Source organism: Tissierellales bacterium (assembly GCA_025210965.1).
Classification (GTDB): Bacteria; Bacillota; Clostridia; order Tissierellales; family JAOAQY01; genus JAOAQY01.
Genome location: JAOAQY010000124.1, coordinates 1 through 6999 on the forward strand (window position 1 = coordinate 1; position 6999 = coordinate 6999).

Genomic DNA, 6999 nt, shown 5'->3' on the forward strand with positions numbered 1-6999 from the left:
ACATACAAAACGTTATAATTAGAACCTTTTTGTCTTTGGTTTTTATCCTGTTAGCAATGAATACGTTTTCCCAGCAGAGTAATAAAGACAAATTAAAATCTCTGTTTAAATCGGAGAGTTTATATGTGAAAAAAGAAATCCCAGAAGAATTTTATTTTTATTACGAACCGTTTTTAATTGACTATAATCGTGTCAGAAAAGAATTAAACAGCAAACTGAAAGAACTTTCAAAGGTAATTGGAGATACTTTATTTTACATGCATGCAATAGGAGATCCTAACAGATCTGAAAATTGGGGAATGATTTGGAATAACCAATTTGATTTAAGCTTTTCTTGGAATAATGCAAATAAAGAATTCAAATTTCATGAAGAAGGTATTAAGTTTCTGGCTGAATTTAAATGGGATGTTGTCAAATGGAATAGGAATATAACAGACAGGTCATATATCTATACAGGTATTGCTGGAGCTCCATGGTTTGTATGTTCAAAAATGACTAAAATAGATAACAAAATAAAAACTGAACATGCTTGTTTTGTAATGTATTCAAAATATGATGCTCCTTGGATTAGACTTAAAGAAAAGAAGGAGAATGGATATAAATCAGAGAAACTATTGAACAGATTTTATTAAAGAAAGAACTAGCCCCAACACGCTAGTATAAAGCATTTGGCGTTCGTGAGCACTTGAAAGTTAAGTAGGGTAATTGACTACCGCCAAATCTTTTATTTGGCTTTAAAATGAAAAGGTAAAAACAAATAAAAGATTTGGCTCAGTGGAGTTTTGGAAGGTTTGGTTCGTTAAATCGCCAATCGCTTCATCTAGCCAACCGTTGTGTGTAATAATAAACAGCCCAGATGACCATAACTTTAGATGAAAATATAACAAGCAGCTTAGTCTCAATTACAGCATTATTGATTTCAATAATTGCGTTGTATTTTACAATTCGAGCTTTTTCATTAAAAGCTGGACAACGATTTAGGTGTGGTTATTCTGTTACGAGTTCAATTGACTGTGAAGACAAATATGTAAGCAGTATAATCGTTGAGAATTTAAAAGATAGAGCTGCTATAATATTCAAAATCTATATAAAATTTGGACTAAATAATTATTTGCTTGTTGAGGACTTTTCCGACTCGCCATTAATTCTGAAACCGTTTGAAGTTTATTACAAAGAATATGAACCTATTCTTTTTTATAGTTTAGGTTCTCGGCTGACAAGAATTGACAAACTAATAGATAATAAGAAAGTTAAAAGCAAAATTTTACTAACGACCTCCAATGGTAAATACACGGTTAAATCTAACACAAAACAATGGGACCCAATTATTCCTTTTTTCGAAAATCATTCAACAGCACTAATCGACCCTATCCGGTATCGTTTTAAAGATAAAAGTTATGGGAGTAACGTAAAGTTTTTGATTGAGGTTACTACAGAAAAAGAAGAGGAATATGTAATCTCACTTTATAAAGACGACTATCGTCATAAACGATTTTCAAAATTTCAACTTACAAAGGAAAGTTTAGAGACAAAAGAAACGCTCCAAAGATTTCTTGAAAACCAAAAGAAAGATGGAAAATTCGATTATAAAAAAATTGATATTATCAGTTTTGAGGAAGAAGTAAACAGGGTTAGAAGTAAATATCCAGAAGAGGTTATTCATGTTGAATCCTACAACTTTTTTAAATATAGAATAGTAGCAAAAATTTTGACCATAATTGACCATTACAAAATGAACAAAAGGAATAGGCAAAATAGAAAGAAAAATAAACAAAGAAAAAACAAGCAAACTACCTCACAAGGCAATGAGTAATGAAGAAAGGAACCGTTTTTTCAATAATAAAACAACGATGAAAATATTTTTTAGCTGGTTAATTAAAAACTTATCAAATATATTTGGAATAGTAGGTATTCTATTGACAATTTATTTTGGTACTATTTACGTTCCTTCGTGGATAAAAGAAAATCAAAATGAGAAATTAAATTCCTCAAAACGCCAAACTATTCAAACAATAAAGGAGCTTGTTTACAAGGATTCAACAATAACAATTCACGAAATAAAGACTGTGGTTGTCGGAAAAGAGCTTGAGGAAAAAGTTGCAATTCCATATTCCTTTTATGAAATTCTAACGCTATGTCAACTCTCTTTTATAGAGGACAAATTTCTTCCACTGGAGAAACGCATGGAATTGACAAACAAACTGGAAACATTAAAAACTGTTTTAATTCCCGAACAGGCATGGGCAGAATATGAGAAATCAAGAGAACAAAGAGACAAAAATAAACTACTAATCATTTTGTCAATTATAATTTCATTAATTGCAAGTATAATCGGGATATTTAGTTTTTATCGAAGATGGAAACTAGAAAAAGATAAACAGGAAGAAATTGATAATGAAATAGAAGAATCGACGGTTGACATTTCTTATAAAGATTTCGCAATACAGAAAGAAAAGGAATTTATTGAAGCTTTAAAATCAATAAAGGACATCAAATTCAGTATTCCAAAACGAGACGAGGGCTATGACTTTGTTATTGAAAAAGAAAATAAAGCCTACTTTATTGAATTCAAGCTTTTAACTAAAAGTAAAGTAGGACTTGGTTCATTTAAGAAATTCATTAATACTATGATAGGTCGACCTGGAGAAGCATGGTTTATTTACAATACGGATTTAACTCCTATGGTAATGAGTGAAGCTAAAAAATTCAATGATAATAATAAGGACATTGAGTTAAGACTTATTAAAATAAACAACACATCTGAGCTTGTAGAAAAAGTAGAAAAATTACTACACACAACAAAGGCTCATATGTAATGCGGGGTACAGCGAGTAATCCAACCGCAGTTCTTCGTAGCAACACCGCCAATTCGTCTTTGACGATTTGGCTATAAAAACAAAAATATGAATAAACGAATTGGCTCAGTGGCAGCCTGACTGTAAAGCGTTTCAAAGTCCCGCACTCCACATAGCCAAACCGTTAGGGGCAAAGCAAAAAAAGACGCAAGTGACACACAATGAAATCATAAAATCGTATCTAGAATGCCCATATAAAGCAAAGAAAATAATAAATAATAAAGAGTATGTATTTTCTGAATATGAACAATTCATGCATAATCAAGGAGCATGGATTAAAAATCAACTTCTAGATAAATATGAATTTCAATCTAAAAGCTCTCTCCTAGATATAAATACATTTAACATCGGATTTTATTGCATTAACAAACAAATCGAATGGAATGATTTTAATATTGCTTTTGACTTATTTAAAATTGATAAAAGCAAAGATGATATTTCTTTTGCTCCTATTTTCTATAGTTATACTTATTCGCTGACAAGTAGAGAGAAGCTATATTACTCCCTGCTTTGTTTGGCTTATGAAGAAATACTCAGCAATGATGTCAATTGGTTTTATTTCTTTAATTCAGAATTAAAACTTCAAAAAGTTGCACTAGAGAACAATAAACGGAATGTAAGAAAAGATTTAAACTCCTACCTAGATTTTCTTTATAAGAATCAAAGTGATACTAATCAATTTTATAAAAATAACTGTAAAATTTGTTCCTATGAGGGAGAATGCTATGAAGAACAGAAAGCAAAGAATTGTATAAGCCTTTTAGGAGGTACCAATGAAACAATAGTCAAACGATTTAATAATAAGGGTATATTCACTATTGAACAATTATCATACACTTTTAGACCACGGAAAAATGTAAAGCGATATTATCATGAATTAAGGGCTTTATCTATTAGAGAAAACAGAATTTATGTTTGGGACTTGCCTGATTCTATAGAATCAAGTAACAGAATTTTCTTAGATATTGAATATTTACCAGCCGAAAATTTCATTTATTTAGTAGGCGTATTGGCAATCAGGAATGATGAGCAATTTTATAAATATTACTGGGCTGACACAAAAAGTGAGTTTGAAAATATGTTATCTGAATTGCATAATTTTTTGTCTACAGACAATTCGGTGATTTATCATTATGGAAATGCAGAGAATAAACTTTTTAAGGAGCTAGAAAAAAGAAATTATCCAACTTTAAAGAATAAATGTGTTAATCTATTAAGTCAAATCTCAGGTAACATATATTATCCAACACTTAAAAATTTAGCTCAAAATTTAGGGTTCAATTGGAGTACAAATATTTCAGATGGATTATCAGCTATAATTAATCGAAAATGTTGGGAAGTAAATAAGAGTTCTGAAGTAAAATCTAATTTAATCATTTATAATAAAGAGGATTGCATAGCATTAAGAATTCTTTATGATTCAATTGTCAATGTAACCAAAAATAAGGAAGACTATATTTCAATTCCTAGTCTTAGGAGAGAAAGTGTTTATAATTGGAGAAATACTGATGATTATTTCGAAAATACTTTGAATGAAATAAACAAGCTCTCATATTTTACATATAATCAAGATAAAATATACATCCGTACTGATAAGGTTTCGAAAAAGAGTTTCCGACTTCGCCAGAAAACTAAGCATAAACGAATTGTTCCCAATGAAATACGAGAGGTCTATCCTAAAAAATGTCCTAACTGTAAAACAGTGGCTAAAAAGAATTTAAGAAACAGAGTAAAGCATACCAGAAGGACTGTAATTGACTTAAAATATATGCAGAATGGAATTAAAAGGTGGATAGTTCAATATAATGGAGGTGTTGTGAAATGCAAAAAATGTTCAAAGCGTTTCAGTCCTCAAAATGTCTTTCATATAAAAATGTTCGGAGACAACTTAAAAAATTATTGTGTAAACCAACATGTTGCTCATAATGTTAGTTTTAGTTCTATTGCTGATTCTCTAATTGATTTCAATATCAATATTAACAAAATTAGAGTTTTTGAATTTAAGCAAGATGTTGCTTTAAAGTGTACAAAAACGTATGAGTTAATACGCAAGGAATTAATAAGTGGAAATTTGATACAAATTGATGAAACAGAAGTAAAATTGGATAAGAAACGAAAAGGATATGTATGGGTTTTCTCAAACTTCAATACTGTATACTACCTTTTTAGACCTGATAGGAAAGCTGATTTCCTGAAGGATTTTCTGTGTAATTTTAAAGGTGTAGTATTATCAGATTTTTATAAAGGTTATGATAGTTTGCCTCAGAAACAACAAAAATGTATTGTCCATTTACTGCGCGATTTGAATACAGATTTTTTTCATAATCAATTTGATGACGAATTAAAGAAAATCGTTATTGACTTTGGTAAACTTCTAAAATCAATCGTTTTAACTATAGATGAAAAAGGTCTGAAAAGACATTTTCTGAAGAGGTATAAAAAGGAAGTCGATGATTTTTATAATTTGACTTTAAATGAAAACGTGTCATCAGATTTAGCTCTTAAGTATATTTTACGGTTTAAGAAATACAAAGAAAAATTATTTACTTTTTTGGAATACGATAATATCCCATGGCACAATAATAATGCTGAGTATGCAATTAAGTCATTTGCAAAGCATCGAGAAAAAGGCAATCGTATTTTTACAGAGAATTCAATAAATTCATACATGATATTGTCTTCAATAGAACAGACTTGTAAATATCGAGGGAATAGATTTATGGAATATTTGAAAAACAAAGAAATTTTGAACCAAGATTTATTAAGCGAAATAAACAGTCTATAAAAAGACACAATACTAATTCAGGAAATAGTATTTTTACAAATATGAAATATCTATTTGAAAAGTATATATGAAAAAACTTTCGATAAAAGATGAGTTAACAGAATTTTTGCTTTACTCTGCTCCTGAAGGAAATATTAAAGTAGAAGTTATTTTAAATGAGGACACTGTTTGGCTCTCTCAAAAATCAATAGCTCAATTATTTGGTGTTCAGGTGCCAGCAATTAGTAAGCATTTAAAGAATATTTTTGAAACAGGTGAACTTGAAGAAGAATCAGTTATTTCCATTTTGGAAACAACTGCATCGGACAATAAAAAATACCAAGTTAAATATTTCAATCTTGATGCAATAATTTCTGTTGGATACAGAGTAAATTCTCAACAAGCTACCAAATTTAGAATATGGGCTACTCAAACTCTTAAAGAATATATTATTAAGGGATTTGTGATGGATGATGAACGGTTAAAAAATGGTAGGTATTTTGGGAAAGACTATTTTCGTGAATTATTAGAACGTGTTCGTTCTATTCGTTCGAGTGAAAGGAGGATATACCAACAAATTACAGATATTTTTGCTGAATGTAGTATTGATTATGACCCCAAATCAGATGTAACAAAAGAGTTTTATGCAACAGTTCAAAATAAATTTCATTTTGCAATTCATGGAAATACAGCTGCAGAAATTATTTATGGCAAAGCTGATGCAAATAAGGAGTTTATGGGATTGAAATCATGGAAAAATTCTCCTGAAGGTAGAATTCTAAAATCTGATACAAATATTGCAAAAAACTATCTGTCAGAAACAGAAATAAAAGGATTAGAGAGGACAATTAGTGGTTACTTTGATTACATTGAACGAATAATTGAGAATAGAAACACATTCACAATGGAACAATTTTCGGTTAGTGTGAATAAATTTCTAGATTTTAACGAATATAAAGTGTTGGAAGGAAAAGGTAGTATTTCAGCAAAACAAGCAGAACAAAAAGCATTTGGAGAATATGACAAGTTCAACAAAACGCAGAAAATAGAATCGGATTTTGATAAAGCTATAAAAATGTTGGAGAAAAAAAACAAAAAGAAGTAATGAAGCCCAGCCCCTAACAATGTATATAGCAAATAGGCGTAATGCATGTAAATTCAAGGGGTGTAGCCCGCTTCAAAATCTTATCGGTTTGATAAGTTAGAAGTCCGCAATCGCCTACTTGCCATATACGTCAACGTTGTGTGGCATTAATAAAGTAAGTAGCACTGTAAACATATAATGAAAAATCTAATAGATAATAACCCGGAGAAAGCTTGGAAGTATTTTAAGAGGCTTTCATTTCTTATCCTTGGATTCGGAATATTTTATCTGCTCAC

General features: G+C 30.0%; 5 protein-coding genes. All 5 read left to right on the plus strand.

The window, feature by feature from the left end; all coding sequences use genetic code 11:
• On the plus strand, positions 1–632 hold a 632-nt coding region (locus tag N4A40_09315; protein MCT4662045.1), incomplete at its 5' end, for a hypothetical protein.
• A 281-nt stretch (positions 633–913) separates the two neighbouring features.
• On the plus strand, positions 914–1813 hold the full coding sequence (locus tag N4A40_09320) for a hypothetical protein (GenBank protein ID MCT4662046.1): 900 nt from the start codon (positions 914–916) through the stop codon (positions 1811–1813).
• Positions 1806–2816, plus strand: coding sequence for a hypothetical protein (locus tag N4A40_09325; GenBank protein ID MCT4662047.1), 1011 nt, complete (start codon positions 1806–1808; stop codon positions 2814–2816). Before N4A40_09320 ends, N4A40_09325 begins: the two co-directional genes overlap by 8 nt.
• Before the next feature lie 100 nt (positions 2817–2916).
• Positions 2917–5640 carry a TM0106 family RecB-like putative nuclease gene (locus tag N4A40_09330; protein MCT4662048.1) on the plus strand — a complete coding sequence of 908 codons (2724 nt, stop codon included), beginning with the start codon at positions 2917–2919 and terminating at the stop codon, positions 5638–5640.
• 67 nt (positions 5641–5707) lie between these two features.
• Positions 5708–6724 (plus strand): virulence RhuM family protein, encoded by a 1017-nt coding sequence (locus tag N4A40_09335; GenBank protein ID MCT4662049.1) that lies wholly within the window; start codon positions 5708–5710, stop codon positions 6722–6724.
• Positions 6725–6999 lie beyond the last annotated feature (275 nt).

What these genes read in the sequence shown, in the direction of transcription:
- N4A40_09325 (MCT4662047.1), top strand. Translation starts at nt 1,806, where the DNA reads ATGAGTAATGAAGAAAGGAACCGTTTTTTCAATAATAAAACAACGATG.
- N4A40_09335 (MCT4662049.1), top strand. Translation starts at nt 5,708, where the DNA reads ATGAAAAAACTTTCGATAAAAGATGAGTTAACAGAATTTTTGCTTTAC.